Here is a 22,354-nt window from a genome sequence, read left to right on the forward strand (position 1 = left end):
GGACCGTACCGGTGGATCAGGGCTTCGGAGCCGGGACCTGCGATACGCCGTTCTCCGACAGTAGCGACGCCCGCGCGTATTCCAGAGGCGCCATTCCGATCTCATTGGCGAATTCCCGGCCGAAATGCGCCTGATCGAAATAGCCGAGATCCAATGCCAGCGCCGCCAGATCGGCGGTACGCCCCTGGGCCAGCAGTTGCGCACCGTCCTGCAGGCGGTAGCGGCGCAACACCCATTTGGGCCCGGCGCCGACATAACGACGAAACAGCCGCTGCAGCGTCCGGATCGGGATACCGAAACCGGCGGTGACCTGATCGACCCTGGTCAGGTCGGGATCGGTCTCCATCGCGGCGATGATCCGCAGCACGAGACGATAGTTGTCGTCGGGCTCACTGCGCCGCGCCGCCCGAGCGAACCAGGAGTCGACGATATCGCGGCGCTGCCCCTCGGTCGGCGCCGCCAGCACCCGCTCGGTCAGCCCGGTGGCTCCCGGTAGTACGTCGGTCAACTCGACGGCGGTATCGCGCAGGGCGCCGACGTCGATCCCGGTGAAGGCGCCGAAACCACCCGGCCGGAATTTGGCGGCGAAGGTCTCCCCGGCACCGGACAGTTCACGGACGAATTTGCCCGTGGTCACGCCGTTGACGAATCCGCCGGTGCGTGTCGGCGACCGTTCGAAACTGACGTTGACCGACGGGAACGGCAGCACCTGCGCCGGATACGGGTCCTGCCCGCGCAGATCCCAGGACACCGACCAGTACCACTCGACATACGCTGCCGTCTCGGGCCCGGCGGCCAGCCGGATCAGGCGTCGGTGCCGTTCCTGCTCGCGGGGATGCAGGATGCCTTTCGTCACCTCCGGCGGTGGCACCGGAACCGGTGGCAGCGCAGACCCTTTCGTCTCGTGCTCAGCGGAACCCATGTCCGGCTCCTTCCGCTGCGATCGGCTGTCGCGTTCTTACAAGATCTTCGCTCCGCGATCGCCGAGAGTTGTTCCCATGAGCAACCACGTGAATCCGATCCCCGACGGGTACCACTCCGTCAACTGTTTCCTGGCCGTGCCCGACGGCAACAAGGCCATCGATTTCTACTCCGCGGTCTTCGGCGCGAAGGTACTGAGCCGCAACGACCTTCCCGACGGTCAACCCGCTCACGCCGAACTGTCCATCGGCGATTCGACGATTCAGATGGGTATGCCGATCCCCGACCACGGCGTGCGCGCACCCGAATCGGACTGGGTGCATACCAGCATCGTGCACTACTGCCCCGACGTCGACGCGGTGATCGCCCGGGCAGCCGAGCACGGTGCGCGGCGTACCGAGGAGCCGCAGACATTCGTCACCGGTGACCGCTACGGCCTGGTGATGGATCCGTTCGGCCATCGCTGGGTGGTGATGACCCGAGTCGAGGACGTCTCGCGCGAAGAGGGCGAACGGCGGGTCAACGAGTGGATGGCCACCCAGAGCTGAGCCTGGAGACGGTGGGCGGCCGGTGTGGCCGGTGTGGCCGGCGCACCACCGTCGTCGGGGGAAATGGCCTGCAAGGGTTCTCATTTCAACCCGGCGGCATCCATCCCCCGCAGCTCCTTCTTCAGGTCCGCGATCTCGTCACGCAGCCGGCCCGCCAGCTCGAACTGCAGCTCGCGCGCGGCGTTCATCATCTGATCGGTGAGCTGAGACACCAGATCGGCCAGTTCCGCGCGCGGCATATTCGCGATATCGCGACCCTCGTACACACCGGCACTCACCGCACGCCCGGGTTCTCCCTGCGCGCGACGACCACGGCTGGCGTTGCGGCCGGATCCGCCGATCTCCACCTCGGCCTCGTCGGCCTCGCGATACACCTGGTCGAGAATGTCGGCGATCTTCTTGCGCAGCGGTTTCGGATCGATCCCGTTGGCTTCGTTGTAGGCGACCTGCTTGGCGCGCCGGCGCTCGGTCTCGTCGATCGCCTGACGCATCGAGTCGGTGACCTTGTCGGCGTACATGTGCACCTCGCCGGACACATTGCGCGCGGCGCGGCCGATGGTCTGGATGAGACTGGTCGCGCTGCGCAGGAAACCTTCCTTGTCGGCGTCGAGAATGGCCACCAGGGACACCTCGGGCAGGTCGAGGCCCTCGCGCAGCAGATTGATGCCGACCAGCACGTCGTACTCGCCCAACCGCAACTGACGCAGCAGTTCCACCCGGCGCAGGGTGTCGATCTCGGAGTGCAGGTAGCGCACCCGCACACCCATCCCCAGCAGATAGTCGGTGAGGTCCTCGGCCATCTTCTTGGTCAGCGTGGTGACCAGTACGCGTTCGTCGCGTTCGGTGCGGGCGCGGATCTCGTGGACCAGATCGTCGATCTGTCCCTTGGTCGGTTTGACCACCACCTGTGGATCGACCAGTCCGGTCGGCCGGATCACCTGTTCGACGAACTCACCGCCGGTACTACCCAATTCATAGGGCCCGGGCGTGGCCGACATGTACACCGTCTGACCGATGCGCTCGGCGAACTCCTCCCAGGTGAGCGGGCGATTGTCGACCGCCGAGGGCAGCCGGAACCCGTACTCGACGAGGTTGCGCTTGCGCGACATATCGCCTTCGTACATACCGCCGATCTGCGGGACGGTCACATGTGACTCGTCGATGATCAGCAGGAAGTCCTCGGGGAAGTAGTCGAGCAGCGTCGCCGGGGCCGACCCCGCGGGCCGGCCGTCGATATGGCGCGAATAGTTCTCGATCCCGGAGCAGAACCCGACCTGGCGGATCATCTCCAGGTCGTATTGGGTACGCATGCGCAGCCGCTGCGCCTCCAGCAATTTGCCCTGCCGTTCGAGGTCGGCGAGCCGCTGCTCGAGCTCCGCCTCGATATCGGTGACGGCGCGCTCCATCCGATCGGGCCCGGCCACATAATGCGTGGCGGGGAAGATCCGGAGGGTGTCGACCTGGCGCACCACATCCCCGGTCAGCGGATGCAGGTAGTAGAGCGCCTCGATCTCGTCACCGAAGAATTCGATCCGGACCGCGAGTTCCTCGTAGGACGGAATGATCTCCACGGTGTCGCCGCGGACCCGGAACGAGCCGCGGGTGAAGGCCATGTCGTTGCGCGTGTACTGCACATCGACCAGCAGGCGCAGCAGGCGGTCGCGCTCGACCTCGGCCCCCACCTCGAGTTGCACCGACCGATCCAGATACGACTGGGGTGTGCCGAGACCGTAGATGCACGACACCGAGGCGACCACCACCACATCGCGCCGCGACAGCAGGCTCGAGGTCGCCGAGTGGCGCAGCCGCTCCACGTCGTCGTTGATCGAGGAGTCCTTCTCGATGTAGGTATCGGTCTGCGCGATGTAGGCCTCGGGCTGGTAGTAGTCGTAATAGGAGACGAAGTACTCCACCGCGTTGTGGGGCAGCATCTCGCGCAGCTCGTTGGCCAGCTGGGCGGCGAGCGTCTTGTTCGGCGCCATCACCAGTGTGGGCCGCTGGACCCGTTCGATGAGCCAGGCGGCGGTCGCCGACTTACCGGTACCGGTGGCACCGAGCAGCACCACATCTTTCTCACCCGCGCGCAACCGGCGCTCGAGCTCCGCGATCGCGGTGGGCTGATCACCGGCCGGCTGATGCTCGCTGACCACCTCGAACCGCCCGTCGGAGCGTTCGATCGCCCCGATCGGCCGGAATTCCGAATGCGCCAGCGGCTGTTCGCCGGGTGCGTCCGAATCCGCGGGGATCTCCGTTGCGAAAGCCATGATCACCAGGGTAGGCGGCACCACCGACACGTTCGGCGACAGTGCCGCGCGAGCACGCCGACGCGCCGGTTCGGATCATATTTCGGCCACGATTCCGCAGCGGCGGACGCCGCGATCCGTATCCGGCCCCGGCGCCGGCGTCGCGCGTCGACGGCCGGCGTTCGCGTACTCCGAACCGGCTACGGCAACCAGGCCGCAATGCGCAGGGGCCGGAGTCCATGGCCCGGCCCGGCCCCGACGGTGGCCGCACCTCTCCGGATCGCTCGGTATCCCGGCTATTTCATCAGACCTTCCGTCACGCCACCGTCCGATATCCCGACACATATTCGGACTTTCCGAACAATTCGATGGGTGCCACAATCTTTCGGCCAGCGGCGGTCGAATATCGCCTCGTCTCGTATTGTTTCGGCAATTACCCCGGCACCGGCCCGGCGGAGCCCCCGATCGGCGCCCGCGCCGAGGCGTCCGATACGTCCGGCTCGATGTTTGCCGACCAGCTCGGAGCACCACCCGGGCAACCTCCGCCACCCATCGGCCGCAATGTCCGAAATGTCCGATAAAGCACTGGTCTCGGACGATAACGACACCGTCGAATCCGCCGGATTCCGTGCCGTTTTCACCCCTCCGGCGGGGGTTGCCCGGGTGTACGCTGATCCGGTCGGAGTCGAGAAGGGCAAGTGTTATGGCCGGTTTCCTCGCTGAACATGTCACACGGAGTTTTCGCGCTGTCGCGCCCAATGGAGTCAGTCTCATGCCGTCGAATCCCCTGTTTCCACCGGGCCGAAAATCCCACACTCCGGCAGTGCCGAGCACCGCGCACAAACCGCAGGTGGAATATTTCGATATCGCCGATCTCACGAGAACGGATTCACGCGGATTCGTCCGGTCGGTGGACAGTTATCACGCCGAGCCGTGGGGCCTCTATCTGGTCCGGGCCGCCGACACCCCGCCGTACCGGTACACCGAGACCTGGCTGCTGCCCGGCCCGTCGATCCGCGTGACCATGCACCACGTCAACGCCGCGCACGATCGCGATCCGATCTATCACATCTACATCGGCAAATTCGCCAAGATCGAGCCCAAGCGCTGGCGGGCCGAGTACCACTACATCGATATCGTCGCTCGCAACGGCCACGTCCCCGAGCTGCACGGCGTGGACGAGTTGTTCGCCGCGCACGCGGCCGGCCAGGTCACCGCCGAGACCGCGCAACGGGCGTTCGAGCAGGCCACCGCCGTCGTCGACGGTATCGCGTCGCACGATCACAATTTCGAGCGCTGGTTGTCCGCCGAGGGCATCACGCTGCACTGGCTGTGACCCCACCTCCCCACTCGGGCCGGCGACGAATCCGACGCGAGTGGGGAGGCCAGCCGGGCGGCGACGGTACATTCGGACCATGACTCAGGGCCATGTGGTCGATCTGCATCGACCCAAAATCGAGTACTTCGATCTCGCCGAGTCGACCAACACCGACCCGAAGGGGTTCGTGCGGCCGGTCGAGCGATACCACGTCGAGCCCTGGGGCCTGTACATGGCCCGCACCGCCGACCATCCGGAGTTCCACTACCTCGAGTCGTGGCTGCTGCCCCGGTTGTCGCTGCGCGCCACCATCTTCCACTTCCACCCGGCCCATGATCGCGATCAGGACTACTACCTCGATATCGGCGATTTCGGCCGGACCGGAGCACACACCTGGAAGTCGGTCGACCACTATCTCGACATCGTGGTCCGCACCGGACGCGAGGCCGTACTGCTCGACGTCGACGAACTTCTCGCGGCCCACGCCGCCGGATATCTGAGCCTGCCCGAGGCACAGCGGGCCATCCAGGCCGCCACCACCGCGATCGACGGAATCGCCGCGCACGGATACGATTTCGAAGCCTGGCTGCGCTCACAAGACATCACGATCAGCTGGCGCTGACCGATTACGAGCGCGGCACCCTCGGATAGATCTCGTCGAGCCACGGTTCCGTCACCGACAGATACGCTTCGATCGCCGCCGCGCCCTCGAGGCCCGTCGCCGCGGCCTCGGCCCGGCGCTCGACCGTCAGAAAGTCGGTCCGCGCCACGGCATCCGCCCGCAACCAGTCCCGGAGGTCGAGCGCGAACCGCTGGCCCGGTGAGCCGTCCACGCGCACATGGATATTCGCGAGCCGGCCGGGATCGGCGTTGCCGTGCAGACGCGTCGCCCACAGGTCCGCATCGGTTCCGGAGGGGTCCTGCGGCGTCGACTTCGGATCGTCACCGACGATCGAGTCCTGGCGCGGGAATCCGGCGTCGGCCAGTCGATCCCGCAGCCCGTCGGCGGTAGCCGGATCGGCGACCGTGATCTGGATATCGATGACGTCCTCGGCCGCCAATCCGGGGACCGCCGTGGATCCGATGTGATCGATGGCGCGCGCATCGGCGCCACAGGCCAGCCACAACCGGCCGATCAGCCGCTGCGCCTGGGCGGGCCAGCTCGGATCGGGGTCGACCAGCCGGATACCACCGGTGTTCCGGGCGGGCGTTCGCGTGCGCGCATTGCGCTCGAAGGGCACCAGTCGCTGCTCCCACAGCGCGTGCACCCGAGGTGCCAGGTCCGCGGCATCGGAGTTGTTGTCCAGCAGCACATCCGCGGCCGCCCGCCGCTGGTCGTCGCTCGCCTGGGCCTTGATCCGGGCCAGCGCGTCGTCCCGGCTCACGCCCCGGAACTGCTCGAGCCGGTGTACGCGGAGGTCCTCGTCGGCCATCACGACCACGACCAGATTCATCATCGCGCCCAGGCCGTTTTCCACCAGCAGCGGAATATCCTGCACCACAACGGCATCCGCGGGGGCGGCGGCGATCAGCTCGGTGGTCCGCCGGCCGACGAGGGGATGGGTGATCGAGTTCAACGTCATCCGCGACTGCTCGTCGGCGAAGGCCACCGCCGCCAGCGCCGGGCGATTCAGGCTGCCGTCCTCGGACAGGATGCCCGCGCCGAACGCCTCGACCAGCGCCGCCAGCCCCTCGGTACCGGGTTCGACGACCTCGCGGGCGATGGCGTCGCTGTCGACCAGCACCGCCCCGCGTTCCACCAGCAGCCGCGCCACCGTCGACTTGCCCGCTCCCATGCCTCCGGTGAGACCGATACGCAACATTTCCCTAGTCTCGCATCCCGATGTCGTGCGCCCGCTCGCGCCCCGCACCGCACAGCCGATCGTGCTTAATACCCATTGGGCGAATAGTTCTCACCCCGCCGGGCCACCTATTACTCATTCCGTGACGCCTGCGATATCAATTCGCAACTTTTTCCGTGCGATACCGACCTGGAGTCGGCAACTTTCCGACACGCCGGGATTGAAGTCACGCAAAATACGCGACCCCACACTTTTGTTCCGCTAATCTTTCGCCGCAGGCGCACCAGGCCATCCGAGTCAGCGAAGGAAGTTCATTGAGCACCACAGTCATCCAGTCGGGTCGCCACCGGCTGGGTACGGCAGGCACCATGCACTGCATACGGATTCCCGCCGTTGCCGCCGCCCTGGCCGAGCATCGCCGCTCCTGGTTCACCGCCCTGCTCAGTCCGGCACGACACAGCTTCGCCGCGATGCGCAGCCGCGGTGGCGTCACGCGCTGGATTCCCGCCACGGCGAGCTGATCCGGCTCAGTTCTATTCGGACCGCATTGTGCCGTTCCGAAATTCGATTTCCGCCCGCTGATGCGGGCGGTTCATCGCGGAGATGAAATCGAATCCTTCGGGCACAGCCGGCCTGCGTCAATTCACCGGCAATCGGCAGGCGATATCTCGATCGCTCGATTCTCGTGCGGCCCTGTCCGCCTATCGCGGGTACGGCCCGGGTCCGGTTCAGACCAGTCCGCTGGGCCGGCGCCGAGTACCGGGCTCCTGGCTCGGCATGACGTTGGGCGGGACCGGATAGGCAATTCCGGAGCCGGCCGTGCCGAGCGCGATATTCGGCCCGCACTGTGCCAGTGCCGCATCGGATTTCGCCTTGGGATCGGTGATGCGCGGGGGCGCGATGTCGGGCGCCGAGGCAAAATCGAAGGCCGAGGTCATATCTCCGGTGACGCTGCGCCGCCACGCCGTCAGATTCGGGACGTCGACACCGAACCGCCGCTCCAGCAGTCGCAATTGGGAGGTGTGGTCGAAGGTCTGCGATGCCACCAGACCACCCCGCGAATACGGCGAGATGACGAAACACGGTACGCGATAACCCAACCCGATGGGCCCGGCGACTCCCTTCGCGGCCGGAACCCGGTTCAGGTCCACGGTCAGGTACTCCCCTGGCGTCCCCGGCGGCGGTGTAGGCGGGGTGACGTGGTCGAAGAAGCCGCCGTTCTCGTCGTAGCTCACGATGAGCGCTGTCTTCTCCCACACCCGGGGGTTGGCGGTGAGGATGTCGAGGACCTGCATGATTCCGACCGCACCCAGCGCCGGCGGTAACGCCGGATGTTCGCAGTTGAACAGCGGCGGGATCACCCACGACACCGACGGCAACCGGTCTGCGGCGACGTCGGCGGCGAAATCCTGGGGGTAGACCGGGGCCTTACCCCGGCGCGCCAGTTCGGAATTCGGGTCGGCCGCTTGTTCGAAGCAGCCCATCATGCCGTCGAGAATCACCGACGAGATCGGTCCCACGTCACGGTTGTTGTAGATCTTCCAGCTGACGCCGGCTTCGGACAGATTCTCCGGATACGTCCGCCAGCGGTACGCGTTCTGCGGAATCAGGGTCGGAGTTTCGACGAGCGGGCCACCGGCCAGACCATCGGGGTCGATCGTCGCCGAGACCCAGTACAGGCGATTGGGATCGGTGGGCCCGAGCACCGAGCAGTGGTAATGGTCGCAGAGGGTGAACGCGTCGGCGAGATCGTGGTGGACCGGGATGTCGGCCCGGGTGTAGTAGCCCATGGCGGCCGGGCCGTTGGCGGCGCCGACACTGGCGACCGACATCGGCATCCAGCGATCGTTACGCCCGCCGTTCCACGCCTCGTGCATACCACCCCAGGTGTGATCGGGGTCGTTGATGCATTCGCCGTCGAGTGTCGCGCCCCGGGTGGTGTCGAGCCGGAACGGGACGATGTAGCCATCTGTGGTCGGGCCGGTGCCGGGTGCGTAGCCGTACTGTTTCCAGGCGGCGGAGGGGTCGTCGAAGCCCCGGACCCCGGACAAGGTGCCGAAGTAGTGGTCGAAGGAACGATTCTCCTGCATCAGCAGGACGAAATGTTCGATATCGCCCAGACCGCCCATCCCCGCGGGATCGGCGGCGTGCGCTCGCTCGATGATCGGGTTCGCCCAGGTGGCCAGCGCACCGGCCCCACCCGCCGCCATGGCCTTCGCCAAAAAATCCCGCCTGTTGATGCCGTCGAACAGACCCATGCCGATGCCGCGACCTTCCGTCCAGTGTGAAAACGACAGTTCCAAGATCTTCGCCGACACGTGTGGACCGCCGGTGACGGCCCGGTTGCGCAGGGACCAACCGCTTGTCGGCGCGATCATCCTGGCACGGTTCGACCGCGGCCGGCCGCAACTCGCCGCGAAAATAGACGATGGCCCCGGTTCACGGAACCGGGGCCATCGTCACGCTAGGCGAATTACGCGTTGCCGGACAGCTTCTCACGCAGCGCGGCGAGCTGCGCGTCGCTGGCCAGCGAACCGCCGGCCGACTCGGAGGAGCTGGACGACGAGGTCTGCGCGCCACTCTCGGAGGAGTAGTTACCGGCGCCACCACCATTGGCGGCCTCGGCGGCGGCGTCGGCCGCCATCTTCTCCATCTGAGCGGTGTGCATCTTGTGGCGACGCTCGGCCTCGGCGTAGCGGCCTTCCCACTCTTCCCGGACCTTGTCCGAGCCCTCGAGCCATTCGTTGGTCTCGGGATCGAAGCCCTCGGGGAAGATGTAGTTGCCCTGCTCGTCGTAGCTGTCGGCCATGCCGTACTTCGACGGGTCGAACTCGGCGTGGTAGTCCTCGTTGGCCTGCTTCAGCGACAGCGAGATCCGGCGACGCTCCAGGTCGATGTCGATGACCTTGACCATCGCGTCGTCGCCGACGGCGACGACCTGATCCGGCACCTCGACGTGGCGCTCGGCCAGCTCGGAGATGTGCACCAGGCCCTCGATGCCCTCTTCGACGCGCACGAACGCACCGAACGGAACCAGCTTGGTGACCTTACCGGGCACGATCTGGCCGATGGCGTGGGTGCGGGCGAACTGACGCCACGGGTCTTCCTGCGTCGCCTTGAGCGACAGCGAGACGCGCTCGCGGTCCAGGTCGACGTCGAGAACCTCGACGGTGACCTCCATGCCGACCTCGACGACCTCGGACGGGTGGTCGATGTGCTTCCAGGACAGCTCGGACACGTGGACCAGACCGTCGACGCCGCCGAGATCGACGAACGCACCGAAGTTGACGATCGAGGACACGACGCCCTTGCGGACCTGGCCCTTCTGCAGCTGGTGCAGGAATTCGCTGCGAACCTCGGACTGGGTCTGCTCCAGCCAGGCACGGCGGGACAGAACGACGTTGTTGCGGTTCTTGTCCAGCTCGATGATCTTGGCCTCGATCTCCTTGCCGACGTACGGCTGCAGATCGCGGACCCGACGCATCTCGACCAGCGACGCGGGCAGGAAGCCGCGCAGGCCGATGTCGAGGATCAGGCCGCCCTTGACGACCTCGATGACGGTGCCCTTGACGGCCTCGTCCTTCTCCTTGAGCTCCTCGATGGTGCCCCACGCGCGCTCGTACTGCGCCCGCTTCTTCGACAGGATCAGGCGGCCTTCCTTGTCCTCCTTGGTGAGAACGAGGGCCTCGACCTCATCGCCCACGGAAACGACCTCGGCGGGGTCGACATCGTGTTTGATGGACAGCTCACGGGAAGGGATGACGCCTTCGGTCTTGTAACCGATGTCGAGCAGGACCTCGTCGCGGTCGACCTTGACGATGGTGCCTTCGACGATATCTCCGTCGTTGAAGTACTTGATCGTCTTGTCGATGGCGGCGAGGAAGTCCTCGGCGGAGCCGATGTCGTTGACGGCTACCTGCGGCGAGGTGACGGTGGTGGGCATATGTTGGGTTGCTCCGGACGGATTGTGGTCGGTAGTGGACATTGGAACTCTCGGTTGTGCTGTGAGGTCACAGCGGTGGAACTACGTCGGCGTGCACAGCACATCGCTGCGACACAGCACAACGTTGTACTCACTGCAGAAACCCACAGCACAGACTGTGTGAACACAGTCTGCGGGCGACTTCCGAAATCCGTAACCCCTGTGGTTGCGAAACCCACTACACAGGCGCTTCGCCAGACCAACGGCCGGAAAGCACCGTCGGTTCTGCGGTACCGAGCGCTACAGTACCGACAGCGGTTACGCAAATGCCGAAGACACTCGCGGGAAACAGCGTACGCGACGTGCGTTACGCCAAGCAAACACGGGTCCCACCCGCACCCTGGATTCCGAACGACGTTCCCGCACAGTGTGGTAGCCGTCACGGCCGAGATCGATCACACCGCCGCGGAGGTACCCCGATATCCGTGTCATACGCTGCGATCCATGTCCGATGACCAGCGTCCGGCGCTCGCCGGCGACGATCGCCACGCCCAGGCCAACGCCGCACTCGGCACCGCCCGGGTGACCCGAACGACGGTCGGCTCGGCGGCCAGCCAGCGCGCCAACCGGCGCTGGTGGGACGCCGACGCCGCCCAGTATCACGACACGCACGCCGACTTCCTGGGGGTCGATTCCGACGCCGGGGAGTTCGTCTGGTGCCCGGAGGGCCTGCACGAGGGCGATTGGCATCTGCTCGGCGAGATCACCGGACGGCGCGTCCTCGAGGTGGGCTGCGGATCGGCGCCGTGCTCACGATGGCTCGCCGGCCGAGGTGCCCATCCGGTGGGCCTGGATCTGTCGCGCTCGATGCTCGACCGGGGCCTCGCGGCCATGGCGCGCGGTGGACCGCAGGTGCCGCTGGTACAGGCCGGCGCCGAGGCCTTGCCCTTCGCGGCGGAATCGTTCGACCTGGCCTGTTCGGCCTTCGGCGCGATCCCGTTCGTCGCCGACGCCGCGCAGGTCATGCGGGAGGTCGCGCGCGTGTTACGGCCCGGGGGGCGATGGGTCTTCTCGGTCAACCACCCCATGCGCTGGGTCTTCCCCGACGATCCCGGACCGGACGGGCTGCACGCGACGATCCCCTATTTCGATCGCACTCCCTACGTCGAGGTGGACGGCGACGACGAGCCGATCTACGTCGAGCACCACCGCACCATCGGTGACCGGGTCCGCGACATCGTCGGCGCGGGCCTGATCCTGCTCGACATCGTCGAGCCCGAGTGGCCGGAGTGGCTGGACCGGGAGTGGGGTCAGTGGAGTCCGCTACGCGGCGAGATCTTCCCCGGCACAGCGATTTTCGTCACCGAGAAGCCGACGCCGCGCTAGCCCGCGCGGCCCGCGGCAACGGCGGCGACGCGGGCTTGCCGTCGGAGGCCGGCTTCTGCTGAGGTATCGGCGTGGTCTCGCCGGGGTCCGGCTTCGCCGGTGCGGCCGGCGGCTTCTCGGACTTCGACTCGCCGGTCGCGGCCTCGTCCGCCCCGGCGAACGCGGGCAGCGCCGCGAAACGCGGATCGACCCGCGCACTTCGGCTGACCTGGGTGATCCACCGGCGCGCACGGGTCAGCGGATGGTCCGGGAACTGCGGATCCCAGCGCGCGTCGTCGGCGACGTTGTAGGGCAGTTTGCCCTTGATCTCCGGCGCGTACGGATGCGGCGGGAACATGTTCGCGAATCCGACCTTCGGCACCACCGCGGCCTCGCGGACGCCGGACCGGCCGGTCTCCGGGCACATGATCTTCAGAATCGCACTGCAGGTGGCCTTGGGGATGACGATCCCGGCGGTGAAGCCGAGTCCGCTCGCCTGGTCGGCGAGGGGGAACTTCTCCAGCCGCAGCAGGGCCGGCTGCGAGTCCACGGTGATGGCGTGGGCCTCGATCAGGCAGCCGAACTCGGACTGCAGTTCGGTGAGACGGCGGCGCAACGTGTCGAGTTCGGACAGCGGGGCGGGTAAGTCCGGTACCAGATCGATATAGCTCAGCGTGATGATGTCACGGGTGGCCGGATTCCCCCACGTGGTCTGGTCAAGCTGCTGCAATCCCCCGGTTTCGAACACGATTGGCACCTAACCAAGCTACCCATCTGTGACCTTTTCGCACTTCCTGGGGCATTTTGTGTTCAAGGCGTGACCAGCTGGTAATAAATCCCGGACTAAACGGGCGTCAGGTTTGTTTTACTCGGGGGTGTCCCCCGCCCGGCGCGGGGACCGGCCGGCCTGGTCGAGCGCCATGCGCAAGGCGTACTCGATCTGAGCGTTGATGCTGCGCAGGTCGTCGGCCGCCCACTTGGCGATCGCCTCGTGGACGGCCGGGTCGAGCCGCACCAGCACCTTCTTCGGCTCGCGCTTGACCATCAGTGATACAGGGTGCCGGTGTTGACCACGGGCTGGGTGGAGCGATCACCACACAGCACCACCAGCAGATTCGACACCATCGACGCCCGGCGTTCCTCGTCGAGTTCGACCATGCCCTCATCGGTCAGGCGCTGCAGCGCCATTCCCACCATGCCGACCGCGCCCTCGACGATCCGGCTGCGCGCGGCCACCACCTGCGCGGCCTGCTGGCGCACCAGCATCGCCTGCGCGATCTCCGGTGCGTAGGCCAGATGCGTGATGCGGGCCTCGATGATCTCGACACCGGCCAGTGCCGTGCGGTCGCGCAGTTCCGCGGTCAACTCCTCGGCCACCTCGGTGCCGTTGCGCAGGCTGGTGCGGGCCGGGTCGCCGCCGGGAGCGTCGGGCCCGGCGGCGGCGCGCGCCCCCACGGACGGACCCGGGTACGGCGCATCGGGCGCGGCATCGTAGGGATGCACGGTGGCCAGATGCCGGACGGCGGCCTCGGACTGCGTCTGCACGTATTCCTCGTGATCGTCGACGGCGAAGGCGGATTTGAAGCTGTCGACCACGCGATAGACCACCACCGCGGCGATCTCCACCGGATTGCCGTCGGAATCGTTGACCTTCAGTTTCTGGGTCTCGAAGTTACTCACCCGCAACGAGATCCGACGTTTGGTGGTCAGCGGGACCACCCAATAGAACCCGGCGTCGCTCACCGATCCGATATAGCGGCCGAAGAACTGCAGCACCTTGGCCTCGTTCGGGCTCACCGTGGTGAGACCGGTGAGCCCGATGACGGCCACCGCCAGAATCACGTATCCGGCGACGGCTCCGACCGCCGGGCCCGCACCGCCGCCGGACCCGGCGGAGGCGGATGCGGCGATGCCGCCGATCAATCCGGCGGCACCGACGATCAGCAGCACCAAGAGCAGCAAGAACCCGTTCAGCCGGAAGGCGGGACGCAGGGACATGACATCCTCCCAATATTGAAGTGATATCACTACGATAGCGCGAGGATATTCCGCGCGTCCAGCGCCGCAGGTCAGGCCGGTCGGATGTTGCGGTTGAACCGGAACAGGTTGGCGGGGTCGTATTCGGACTTGAGCGCCCGCAGGCGGGCATAGGTTCCGGCCTCGTATCCGGCGCGGGTCTGTTCCTCATCGGCCCACTCACCGGCTCCGTAGAGGAAGTTCAGGTTGTGGCCCATCGTCCACGGCGCCAGCGTCTTCGCGACCAGATCGTGGTACTCGCGCAGGTCGGCGCCCTCGGCGCCGGGCATGGTGATGATCCGCGAGGCGTATTCGGCCGCACGGTGATCCATCGCGATCGCGGCGGGTCCCGGCCGGCGCAGCGCACCACCGAGATGCCGGAATCCGGCGACCGCCGGTACCGGCGCATCCGGTCCGGTGATGTCGAGGAAGGCCGACGCGGCGTCCGCGGTGAGATCCGACAGCAGAGCGTTGGTCGAGGTGTAGGCGTGCGGGAAGCTCGGGTCGCGATAGATGGTGTGGGTATCGCGATAGGGCATGGCCCGCAGATCATCGGTGAGCCGCGCGCCGACCGCACGCAGCGGCCGGACCAATTCCTCCCCCTCGGCCGCGGATCCGGTACTCGCGATGGTGATCGTCGCGAGATAGCGCCCGCGCAGCGGCGCCGGAATCGCCTCGACATCGGGCATCGTCATCATGGTGATCGCCGAGGTCACCGTCTCGGGCACGTCGGCGGTCCACTGCCGCCAGGCCTCGAGCGCCGGTTCCACCAGTGCGGTGTCGAAGACCAGCCGGCCGCCGTAGACCTCGGTGATCGGGAACAGTTCCACCTCCATTCCGGTGACCACGCCGAAGTTGCCACCGGAACCCAGTGCGGCGCCGAATAATTCGTCGCCGGGCACGAGCCGGCGCAAGCGGCCGTCGGCCGTCACCAGTTCCAGCGCCCGGACCCGGTCGGCGGCATATCCGAAGGTGCGCGCCAGGATGCCCAGCCCACCCCCGAGGTGGTAGCCGACCACCCCGACCGACGGGGAGGATCCGTTGAGCGGCGCCAGCCCGTGCACGACCGCCGCCGCGATCAGCGCCTCGGCTTGCACACCCGCGGCGACCCACGCGGTGCGGGCCGCCGCGTCGACTCGCACCTCGGTCATCCGCCGGGTGCTGATCAGCACCCCGCCCTCGGCGGGCACCGACAGACCGTGACCGGTGGCCTGCACGGCGATCGGAAGCCGGTGACGGGCCGCGAATTCCACCGCGGCGCGGACATCTTCGGCGTGGACCGCGCCGACCACCAGATCGGGACGGTGGGTGTACGCGGTCTGGAAGCCGGCGATCTCGGCGTCGTAGCCGTCCTCACCCGGGCGGAAGATCGGGCCGGTGACGGCGGGGCGTTCGCTGGGGAAGGTCGAATTCGTCATGCCTTGAACTCTGCCGCCGGTCAAATGATAAGTAAAACAGATAGTTCTTCTCGATACTAGAATCAGAAGTTATGGAGCTACGGCAGTTGCGCTACTTCGTCACCGTCGCCGAGGAAGCCAATTTCACCCGCGCGGCACAGCGGCTGCATCTCGCACAACCCGGGCTCTCGGCCCAGATCCGGCAGTTGGAACGCGAACTCGGACAGCCGCTGCTGGATCGCTCGGGCCGGACGGTGACGCTGACCGCCGCCGGCGCGGCCGTCCTGCCACACGCGCGCGCGGCACTGGAAGCGGCACAACGGGTTTCCCATACCGTCGACGAATTCACCGGACTGTTGCGCGGTCAGGTCCGAGTGGGGCTCATCTCCGGCGCCGCGACCGAGGAGTTCGATGTCGCCACCGTGCTCACCGCCTTCCACCGCGATCATCCGCAGGTCGGCATCAGCCTCACCGAGGACACCACCGACCGGATGCTCGCCGCACTGGCCCACGGCACCCTCGATATCGCGCTGGTCGGATTGACCGGCGCCGAAGTCGACGAGAGTCTCGGCATCGATGTCGTCTTCGATACCCGTCTCGACGCGGCGGTCGCGTCCGGCAACGACGAATTCGGTTCCCGCATCACGCTGTCGGATCTGCGCGATCGGCCGCTGATCTGCCTGCCCCGGGGCACCGGCATCCGCGGCGTGCTCGAACGCGCCTGTGCCGCCGCCGGATTCGAGCCGCGAGTGGAATTCGAAGCCGCCGCGCCGCCGTTGCTGATCCAGCTCGCCGCCGGCGGTCTCGGCATCGCCGTGGTCCCGGCCCTGACCGCCGATCAGGCGACGGCGGCCGGTGTCCGCATGGTCGAGCTCGCCGATCCCGCGCTCCACGGACAGCTGGCGCTGGTCTGGCGCCGGGACAGGGCGGCGAGTCCGGCGGCGAAAGTCCTGCTCGGACAGCTGCGCATCGCCCTGGGCGGATGGAAGCGCCGGTCCCGGTAACTCATCTCACCGCGCCCCCAGCGCGAGGCCGCACGCCTGTGCGTATCCGCGTACGAGGGGGCGCGAGTCGTCGGCGCGCCAGACCAGGGCGAGCTCGCTCGCGGTGATACCGCGCACCGCGCGCGCGACCACACCGTCGTGCGCCACCAGCGCCACATTGCCGGCCGCGACGAGTACCACACCGTCGCCGTTCACCAGCGCCTCGTAGGTTTCCTCGGTACTCGCGATCTCCGCGCCGACGACCGGGGGCCGGCCCCCGCGCGCGTCGAGGGCCAGCCAGTAGTCGCGCAACTCCGCCGCGGATTCCGGCAGTGCGAGAAACGGCTCGTCGAGCAGATCGGCGAAATCGATCACCGTGCGCGACGCGAGCCGGTGGTGTTCGGGCAGCGCCACCATGCGCGACTCCCGGGCCACCACGATCCAACGGAAACGATCCGGTTCGGCCAGTGGCAGCCAGACGAAGGCCAGATCCGCACTTCCGTCGGCGAGGCCCGCCGTCGGATCCGACCAGCCCGATTGGCGGAGTACCAGCTTCGCGTCCGGGAAGGCGGCGGCGAAGCGCGACCGAATCGCCGGCAGCAGACCACGTCCCGGACTGGTGCTGATCCCGATGGTCACCGTTGCGCTCTGGCCCGCTTTCGCGCCCTCCACCTCGACGAGGGCCGCGCCCCAGTCCGCCAGCAGCGTCCGAGCGTGTGGCAGCAGCGCATGTCCGACCGGGGTCAATCGCACCGCGCGACCGTCGCGGTCGAACAGCGGTGCGCCGAGTTGCCGTTCCAGCATGCGGATCTGCTTCGACAGCGCGGGCTGGGACATGAACAACGCCTCGGCCGCGCGGGTGAAGTTCAACTCCTCGGCGACAGCGACGAAGTAGCGCAGATCCCGCCCGTGCACATCCATAACCAATGGTTATAGCGAAGGGACTTGGACGCCGCCACTGGGAACAGGCGAGGATTTCCCTCGTCACCGACACAACACCCGAGGAGCACTCGTGAGCACCACCAAAGTCTGGCTGATCACCGGCGCGAGCAGCGGTTTCGGCCGCGCGATCGCCCAGAACGCGATCGCGGCCGGCGATACCGTCATCGCGGTCGCGCGGCGCACCGCCGCACTCGACGATCTGGTCGCCGCCCACCCGGACCGGATCGAGGCCGTCGCCCTCGATGTCACCGACACCCAGGGGATCGACACCGTCGTCGCCGACGTGATCGCCCGCTACGGACGCATCGATGTGCTGGTCAACAACGCCGGCCGCACCCAGGTCGGCGCCGTCGAGGAGACCACCGACGGCGAGCTGCGCGATCTGTTCGATCTGCACCTGTTCGGCCCCGCCGCCCTCACCCGCGCCGTGCTGCCGCAGATGCGCGCCCAGCGCAGCGGCGCCATCGTCATGATGAGCAGTGTGGGCGGGCAGATGTCGTTCGCCGGCTTCTCCGCCTACAGCGCCACCAAATTCGCGCTGGAGGGCCTGTCGGAGGCGTTGGCCGACGAGGTCGCTCCCTTCGGCATCCGGGTCCTGGTCGTGGAGCCGGGCGCCTTCCGTACCGGCCTGTTCGGTGCCGGCGCGGCCTATTTCAGCGCCGAATCCGAGGTCTACACCGACACCTCGGGCAAGACCCGGCGCATGATCGAGGGCGGTGACGGCACCCAGCCGGGTGATCCGGCCAAGGCGGCGGCCGCCATCCGCGCGGCGCTCGAGGCCGAGCGCACACCGCTGCGGCTGCCGCTGGGCGGCGATTCGGTCGATACGCTGCTCGGCCACCTCGATACCGTGCGCGATGAGATCCAGACCTGGGAGAAGGTCTCGCGCGCAACGGCATTCGACGAGAACTGACCCCGCCCGGTCCGACGCACCCGGCTACAGGATTCGGGACAGGAAGGCCTGGGTGCGCTCGTGCTGTGGATTCGCCAGCACCGCACGGGGATCCCCGGCCTCCACGACCACACCCCCGTCCATGAACACCAGCTGGTCGGCTACCTCACGGGCGAAACCCATTTCGTGGGTCACCACCACCATGGTCATCCCCGAGTGCGCCAATTCCCGCATGACCGTGAGGACTTCGCCGACCAGCTCCGGATCGAGGGCGGAGGTGGGTTCGTCGAACAGCATCAGTTTCGGATCCATCGCCAGCGCGCGGGCGATCGCCACTCGCTGCTGCTGCCCGCCCGACAGCTGGGCCGGATACGCGTCGGCCTTGTCCGCCAAGCCGACGCGGTCCAGCAATTCGCGGGCCCGCGCCAGCGCATCGGATTTCCCGACCTTCTTCACGTGGATCGGCGCCTCGATCACATTCGCCAGCGCCGTCCGGTGCGGAAACAGATTGAAATGCTGGAACACCATGCCGATATCGCGGCGCTGGCGGGCCGACTCCCGCGGATGCAGTTCGTAGAGTTTACCGCCCTTCTCCCGATAGCCGACCAGATCGCCGTCGACGTAGAGCCGGCCGGCGTTGACCTGCTCCAGATGGTTGATGCAGCGAAGGAAGGTCGACTTCCCCGATCCCGAGGGCCCGATCAGGCACATCACCTGTCCGCGCGCGACCTCGAGCGTCACTCCCTGGAGCACGCGCAGCGCGCCGAAGTTCTTGCAGACCTGCTGGGCCCGGATCATCGGGACCTCGGCCCCGGCCGGAGGCGTTGGCGCAGTGCTCATTTACCGGCCTCCGTGGTGTGCGTGGCGGTGGCCAGCGCCCGCAGCTGCCGCCCGGTCAGTTGGCGGGTGGCTCCGCGCGAGTAGTACCGCTCGAGATAGAACTGACCGACCATCAGGACGCTGGTGATCGCCAGATACCAGGTCGCGCTGACCAGCAGGAGCGGAATCGGCTGGAAGTTGATGCCGTAGATGTCGCGGGCACGGCCGTACAGGTCGGTGGTCAACGGGATCGCCGTCACCAGCGCGGTGGTCTTGAGCATCGAGATCAGCTCGTTCCCGGTCGGCGGAATGATCACCCGCATCGCCTGGGGCAACACGGTGCGGCGCATGGTCTGCCCCCACGACATGCCCAGCGCGACCGAGGCCTCCCGCTGGCCCTCACCGACCGAATTGATACCGGCCCGCACGATTTCGGCCATGTACGCGGCCTCGTTCAGGCCCAGCCCGATCATCGCGAAGATGAACGGCTGCGACCAGTCCTGGACGTCCCACGTCACGAATTGCGGTCCGACGAACGGGACTCCGAGCTGAATCGACTTGTACAACGCCGGGAACAGACCCCAGAACACCAGTTGGATGTAGACCGGGGTGCCGCGGAAGATCCACAGATACACCCACGCCACCGAGCGCAGCACCGGATTGGGCGACAACCGCATGACCGCGAGCAGCACACCGAGAATCACGCCGATCGCCATCGCCAGGACGGTCAGCTCGAGGGTGACCACCGCCCCTTCGGAGATGCGCCGATCGAACAGGTACTTCCAGTAGGTGTCCCAGCGATACGCCGGATTCGTGGCCGCGCCGTAGACGAACAGCGCCAGCAGGATCAGCAGGATCGCGGCGGCGATCCAGCGTCCCGGCCGCCGCAGCGGTACTGCTTCGATCGTCTCCGGCGGCGATGCGGTGTCCGCATCCCGCCGATCGGGGTCCTGCGCCGACATGTGCACTCAGCCTTTCCCGCCGTTGACGACAGCGGTGGTGACGGCTCCCGCTTCCACGCCCCAGTTCTGCGCGATGGTGTGGTAGACGCCGGAATCGATCAGATGTTGCAGTGCCGCTTGCAGCACCGGCGCCAGCGGCGACCCCTTCGGTATCGGCCAGCCGTAGGGCGCCGCGTCGAACAGCGGACCCGCCGGTTCGATGGTGTCGGCATTGCGTTTGACGGCGTAGGCGGTCACGGGGGAATCGGCGGACATGGCGTCGACCTGGCCGAGGACCAGCGCGGTGGCCGCCGCGCTCTGCTCGTCGTAGGACATCTTGTGAATGGCCGGCTTGCCGGCATCGGCGCACGCCTTGGACTTCGCGGGGATCTCGTCGATGTCCTCGGTGGTGGTGCGCTGCACGGCGACCTTCTTACCGCAGGCGTTGTTCGGATCGACCGGATGGCCCTTGCGCTGTGCCCACTGGATCCCGGCGGAGAAGTAGTCGACGAAATCGACCGTCTTCTGCCGGGTCAGGTTGTCGGTGAACGAGGACATCCCCACATCGACGGTGCCCGCGTCGATCGCCGGGATGATCTTCTCGAAATCGGCTTCCTGGTAGTCGGCACGGACACCGAGCACCGCGGCCATGGCGTCCATGAGGTCGACATCGAAACCGATGATCTGCCCGGTATGCGGGTCGCGATACTCATTCGGCTGGTAGGGCACGTTCACGCCGACCACCAGCCGGCCCGACTGCGCGATCTTCGCGGGCAGCCGCGCGGCGATCGACTCGACCTTCGTCACCGGGACCTTCGGAACCTTCGGCGACTCGTCGTCGGTGTTGTCCACACAGCCCGTCACCAGTACCGCCACCCCGACGATCACACTTGCGGCTCGCAGGATGACCCCGCGGGCACCGAGTCGAGCAGACACGCAGCCCTCCGTATTCGCCACAGTCCACCGTCGTGCGGTCGACTGCCGTGTAGCTGTACACGCATTCGAAAATCTAGGCGATCGGCACGCATCGCGCCGGTCGGTTACCGAAGGTTAATGCGCGCCACCGGCTCCCGGCCGGGGTACACGCCGATCAGCGCCGATGCACCCGGGCGCGCACCTGTTCGGTGAATTCGCTGGTCGAGGCGAGCCCGCCGAGGTCGGCGGTGGCGATACCGGCCGCCAGCGTGGCCGCCACCGCCCGCTCGACCCGATCGGCCGCGCCCCGCAGCGCGGCATCGTCGCGGCGATGTCCGAGCCAGCGCAGCAACATGGCCGCCGACAACTGCAGCGCACCGGGATTGGCCCGGTTGTGACCGGCCAGTGTGGGCGCCGCGCCGTGCACGGCCTGCGCCATCGCCCGATCGGCCGAGCAGTTCAGGGAGGCGGCGAGTCCGAGCGAGCCGCTGAGCTCGCCCGCCAGGTCGGACAGAATGTCGCCGAACAGATTCTCGGTCACCAGCACGTCGTAGTCTGCGGGTGCGCGCACCAGATGCGCCGCCACCGCGTCGACATGTTCGTCGTCGACCGCCAGCGCCGGATATCCGGCGGCCACCTCGTAGCACACGTCGCGGAACATACCCATCGTCATCGGCAGCACGTTCGCCTTGTGCACGATCGTCAACCGCCCGCGGCGGCCCGAGGCGAGTTCGCAGGCCTGGCGGGCGATGCGCGCGCAGGCGTCGCGGGTGATCACGCCGATCGACATCGCGACCTCCGGAGTGGGACGGAATTCGCCCGCGCCGGCGAACATGTTGCGGTCGGCGTAGAAGCCCTCACTGTTCTCGCGCACGATGACCAGGTCGATATCCGGAGCCGCCGCGCGCACGCCCGGAAAGGCCCGGGCGGGCCGGATATTGGCGTAGAGCCCGAATCGCTTGCGGATCGCCCCGCCCGGAGGCGCCCCGGTGCGATGTTCGGGCGGGTAGGAGGCGTTGTCGTGCGGCCCCAGGATCCAGGCGTCGAGGCCGGCGAGGGTGGACAGCGTGCGCTCGGGTAGCGGATCACCGCATTCGGCGATCGCCGCGTGACCGATCGGCACCTCGACCCACTCCGCGGCGGACGCGCCGGCCGCGGCGAGCGCCTCGTCCACCACCACCCGGGTGGCGCGGACCACCTCGGGGCCGATGCCGTCGCCCTCGATCAGACCGAGCCGTATCACCGATCGTGGCGAATCCGTCACGCTCACCCGCACTCCTCCGCTCGCACCTCACTCCTGTCCGGCACTCGGACCGGACGACTCACATTA

Annotated in this window: 21 protein-coding genes; 7 read left to right on the forward strand and 14 right to left on the reverse strand. The window is 67.3% G+C overall.

Annotation, left to right across the window (positions count from 1 at the left end):
• Nucleotides 1–16: 16 nt before the first annotated feature.
• Nucleotides 17–922: an AraC family transcriptional regulator gene (locus LKD76_RS20265; protein WP_227982891.1), complete on the reverse strand. Its 906-nt coding sequence runs from the start codon at nucleotides 920–922 to the stop codon at nucleotides 17–19.
• Nucleotides 923–998: 76 nt separating this feature from the next.
• On the opposite strand from LKD76_RS20265, the gene LKD76_RS20270 reads away from it, so the two are divergent.
• Complete coding sequence (locus tag LKD76_RS20270; RefSeq protein ID WP_227982892.1) at nucleotides 999–1,469, forward strand: VOC family protein; 471 nt, start codon at nucleotides 999–1,001, stop codon at nucleotides 1,467–1,469.
• An 80-nt stretch (nucleotides 1,470–1,549) separates the two neighbouring features.
• Here LKD76_RS20270 and uvrB read toward each other — a convergent pair whose 3' ends face one another.
• On the reverse strand, nucleotides 1,550–3,733 hold the full coding sequence (uvrB, locus tag LKD76_RS20275; protein WP_227982893.1) for an excinuclease ABC subunit UvrB: 2,184 nt from the start codon (nucleotides 3,731–3,733) through the stop codon (nucleotides 1,550–1,552).
• 802 nt (nucleotides 3,734–4,535) lie between these two features.
• Here uvrB and LKD76_RS20280 point away from each other — a divergent pair.
• Together LKD76_RS20280 and LKD76_RS20285 are read left to right on the forward strand one after the other, a co-directional pair.
• A complete protein-coding gene (locus tag LKD76_RS20280; RefSeq protein ID WP_227982894.1) occupies nucleotides 4,536–5,048 on the forward strand; it encodes a DUF402 domain-containing protein in 513 nt (170 codons plus the stop codon).
• A gap of 79 nt (nucleotides 5,049–5,127) precedes the next feature.
• A complete protein-coding gene (locus LKD76_RS20285; protein ID WP_227982895.1) occupies nucleotides 5,128–5,652 on the forward strand; it encodes a ribonuclease FAU-1 family protein in 525 nt (174 codons plus the stop codon).
• A gap of 4 nt (nucleotides 5,653–5,656) precedes the next feature.
• Here the strand turns inward: LKD76_RS20285 and coaE are convergent, their stop codons facing one another.
• Nucleotides 5,657–6,853, reverse strand: a complete 1,197-nt coding sequence (coaE, locus tag LKD76_RS20290; RefSeq protein WP_227982896.1) for a dephospho-CoA kinase — start codon at nucleotides 6,851–6,853, stop codon at nucleotides 5,657–5,659.
• A 293-nt stretch (nucleotides 6,854–7,146) separates the two neighbouring features.
• Between coaE and LKD76_RS20295 the strand changes: the two genes are divergently transcribed.
• Entirely contained in the window at nucleotides 7,147–7,353 is a 207-nt protein-coding gene (locus LKD76_RS20295) for a hypothetical protein (RefSeq protein ID WP_227985511.1), read from the forward strand.
• A 207-nt stretch (nucleotides 7,354–7,560) separates the two neighbouring features.
• On the opposite strand, the gene LKD76_RS20300 is transcribed toward LKD76_RS20295, so the two are convergent.
• Entirely contained in the window at nucleotides 7,561–9,090 is a 1,530-nt protein-coding gene (locus tag LKD76_RS20300; protein ID WP_227985328.1) for a phospholipase C, read from the reverse strand.
• Between the two features lie 215 nt (nucleotides 9,091–9,305).
• Nucleotides 9,306–10,775, reverse strand: a complete 1,470-nt coding sequence (gene rpsA, locus LKD76_RS20305) for a 30S ribosomal protein S1 (RefSeq protein WP_227982897.1) — start codon at nucleotides 10,773–10,775, stop codon at nucleotides 9,306–9,308.
• A 483-nt stretch (nucleotides 10,776–11,258) separates the two neighbouring features.
• Between rpsA and LKD76_RS20310 the strand changes: the two genes are divergently transcribed.
• A complete protein-coding gene (locus LKD76_RS20310; protein ID WP_227982898.1) occupies nucleotides 11,259–12,140 on the forward strand; it encodes a class I SAM-dependent methyltransferase in 882 nt (293 codons plus the stop codon).
• Here the strand turns inward: LKD76_RS20310 and LKD76_RS20315 are convergent.
• The 4 genes from LKD76_RS20315 to LKD76_RS20330 all read right to left on the reverse strand — a co-directional run bounded on the left by LKD76_RS20315 (nucleotide 12,115) and on the right by LKD76_RS20330 (nucleotide 15,553).
• Nucleotides 12,115–12,876 carry a hypothetical protein gene (locus LKD76_RS20315; RefSeq protein WP_227982899.1) on the reverse strand — a complete coding sequence of 254 codons (762 nt, stop codon included), beginning with the start codon at nucleotides 12,874–12,876 and terminating at the stop codon, nucleotides 12,115–12,117. The genes LKD76_RS20310 and LKD76_RS20315 overlap by 26 nt on opposite strands.
• Nucleotides 12,877–12,984: 108 nt before the next feature.
• Nucleotides 12,985–13,164: a type II toxin-antitoxin system antitoxin gene (locus tag LKD76_RS20320; RefSeq protein ID WP_227982900.1), complete on the reverse strand. Its 180-nt coding sequence runs from the start codon at nucleotides 13,162–13,164 to the stop codon at nucleotides 12,985–12,987.
• The gene (locus tag LKD76_RS20325) at nucleotides 13,164–14,117 is read right to left on the reverse strand and encodes an SPFH domain-containing protein (RefSeq protein ID WP_227982901.1); all 954 of its coding nucleotides are present in this window, start codon (nucleotides 14,115–14,117) and stop codon (nucleotides 13,164–13,166) included. Before LKD76_RS20325 ends, LKD76_RS20320 begins: the two co-directional genes overlap by 1 nt.
• A gap of 71 nt (nucleotides 14,118–14,188) precedes the next feature.
• Entirely contained in the window at nucleotides 14,189–15,553 is a 1,365-nt protein-coding gene (locus LKD76_RS20330) for an FAD-binding oxidoreductase (RefSeq protein ID WP_227982902.1), read from the reverse strand.
• A gap of 71 nt (nucleotides 15,554–15,624) precedes the next feature.
• Between LKD76_RS20330 and LKD76_RS20335 the strand changes: the two genes are divergently transcribed.
• Nucleotides 15,625–16,536, forward strand: coding sequence for a LysR family transcriptional regulator (locus tag LKD76_RS20335; RefSeq protein WP_227982903.1), 912 nt, complete (start codon nucleotides 15,625–15,627; stop codon nucleotides 16,534–16,536).
• Between the two features lie 6 nt (nucleotides 16,537–16,542).
• On the opposite strand, the gene LKD76_RS20340 is transcribed toward LKD76_RS20335, so the two are convergent.
• Complete coding sequence (locus LKD76_RS20340) at nucleotides 16,543–17,436, reverse strand: LysR family transcriptional regulator (RefSeq protein WP_227982904.1); 894 nt, start codon at nucleotides 17,434–17,436, stop codon at nucleotides 16,543–16,545.
• 91 nt (nucleotides 17,437–17,527) lie between these two features.
• On the opposite strand from LKD76_RS20340, the gene LKD76_RS20345 reads away from it, so the two are divergent.
• The gene (locus LKD76_RS20345) at nucleotides 17,528–18,370 is read left to right on the forward strand and encodes an oxidoreductase (protein ID WP_227982905.1); all 843 of its coding nucleotides are present in this window, start codon (nucleotides 17,528–17,530) and stop codon (nucleotides 18,368–18,370) included.
• A gap of 24 nt (nucleotides 18,371–18,394) precedes the next feature.
• On the opposite strand, the gene LKD76_RS20350 is transcribed toward LKD76_RS20345, so the two are convergent.
• From LKD76_RS20350 to LKD76_RS20365, 4 genes are all read right to left on the reverse strand, one after another.
• Complete coding sequence (locus LKD76_RS20350; protein WP_227985329.1) at nucleotides 18,395–19,147, reverse strand: amino acid ABC transporter ATP-binding protein; 753 nt, start codon at nucleotides 19,145–19,147, stop codon at nucleotides 18,395–18,397.
• Between the two features lie 38 nt (nucleotides 19,148–19,185).
• A complete protein-coding gene (locus tag LKD76_RS20355) occupies nucleotides 19,186–20,130 on the reverse strand; it encodes an amino acid ABC transporter permease (protein WP_227982906.1) in 945 nt (314 codons plus the stop codon).
• 6 nt (nucleotides 20,131–20,136) lie between these two features.
• Entirely contained in the window at nucleotides 20,137–21,045 is a 909-nt protein-coding gene (locus LKD76_RS20360; protein WP_227982907.1) for an ABC transporter substrate-binding protein, read from the reverse strand.
• Nucleotides 21,046–21,199: 154 nt separating this feature from the next.
• Complete coding sequence (locus LKD76_RS20365) at nucleotides 21,200–22,294, reverse strand: isocitrate/isopropylmalate dehydrogenase family protein (RefSeq protein WP_227982908.1); 1,095 nt, start codon at nucleotides 22,292–22,294, stop codon at nucleotides 21,200–21,202.
• Nucleotides 22,295–22,354: the final 60 nt, after the last annotated feature.

The sequence above is a fragment of the Nocardia spumae genome, assembly GCF_020733635.1.
Lineage (GTDB): Bacteria > Actinomycetota > Actinomycetes > Mycobacteriales > Mycobacteriaceae > Nocardia > Nocardia spumae.